At 56.9% G+C, this 813-nt stretch carries 1 protein-coding gene and 1 pseudogene; both read left to right on the forward strand.

Features of this window, described 5'->3' with window-relative positions; all coding sequences use genetic code 11:
• A pseudogene (locus tag B3P58_RS04115) lies at positions 1-296 on the forward strand (bile acid:sodium symporter family protein); the annotation flags it as partial.
• Positions 293-813: DUF1439 domain-containing protein (locus tag B3P58_RS04120; protein ID WP_286716205.1), on the forward strand; the 521-nt coding region annotated here is incomplete at its 3' end. The pseudogene B3P58_RS04115 and the gene B3P58_RS04120, both read left to right, overlap by 4 nt.

Genomic DNA, 813 nt, shown 5'->3' on the forward strand with positions numbered 1-813 from the left:
TGTCGGTGATGCTGCATAACCTGCTGGGTCTGGCCGCTGCATATGGCATCGCGCTCTGGAATGGTCATACCGAAGTGGAAGCACGCACCATTGCGCTGGAAGTCGGGATGCAGAATTCCGGTCTGGGCGTCGCGCTCGCACTGAAATTTTACGGCCCGATGGCCGCCCTGCCCGGCGCACTGTTCAGCGTCTGGCACAACATCAGCGGTTCTCTGCTGGCCGCTTTCTGGAAGTGGCAGACCAACAAAAAAATCCGCAATCTGAGCCAGCAGAAGGCGGTTAAGGAGCATCTGTGAAATTATTAACCACACTCTGCACCAGCAGCCTGCTGCTGTTCAGTCTTGCCGCACAGGCCTATGAAGTACGCCTCACGGAACAGCAACTGCAGCAGCAGTTAGACAGCCAGATGCCCCTGACACAAAGTCAGGGCATGGTGACGTTAACGCTGAGCAATCCAAAGCTTGATCTGCTGCCCAGCGGTAACCGCCTGAGCCTGCAGACCAATGCCGTGATTGCCACCAGCATCGGTTTGCAAAGCAGTGGCCAGCTGACCGTGGAAGGAAAAATCCGCTACGACAAAGCCAGCTACAGCTTTTTTATTGAAGAACCGGTCATCCGCCAGCTTGATATTGATGGCCTGGCCCCGGCGCTGCAGCCACAGCTGATATCACTGGCGCAGAAGGCGCTAACCCCGGCGCTGACCAAGCAGCCGGTCTACACCCTGAGCGATCAGGATATGACGGAAGCCATGGCGCGGATGATGCTGAAATCCCTGACCATCAGCGATGCCGATGTGGTTCTGGTGATGAGCCC

Source organism: Thalassolituus sp. UBA2009 (assembly GCF_002335285.1).
In the GTDB taxonomy this organism is placed as follows: Bacteria; Pseudomonadota; Gammaproteobacteria; order Pseudomonadales; family Oceanobacteraceae; genus Venatoribacter; species Venatoribacter alkanivorans.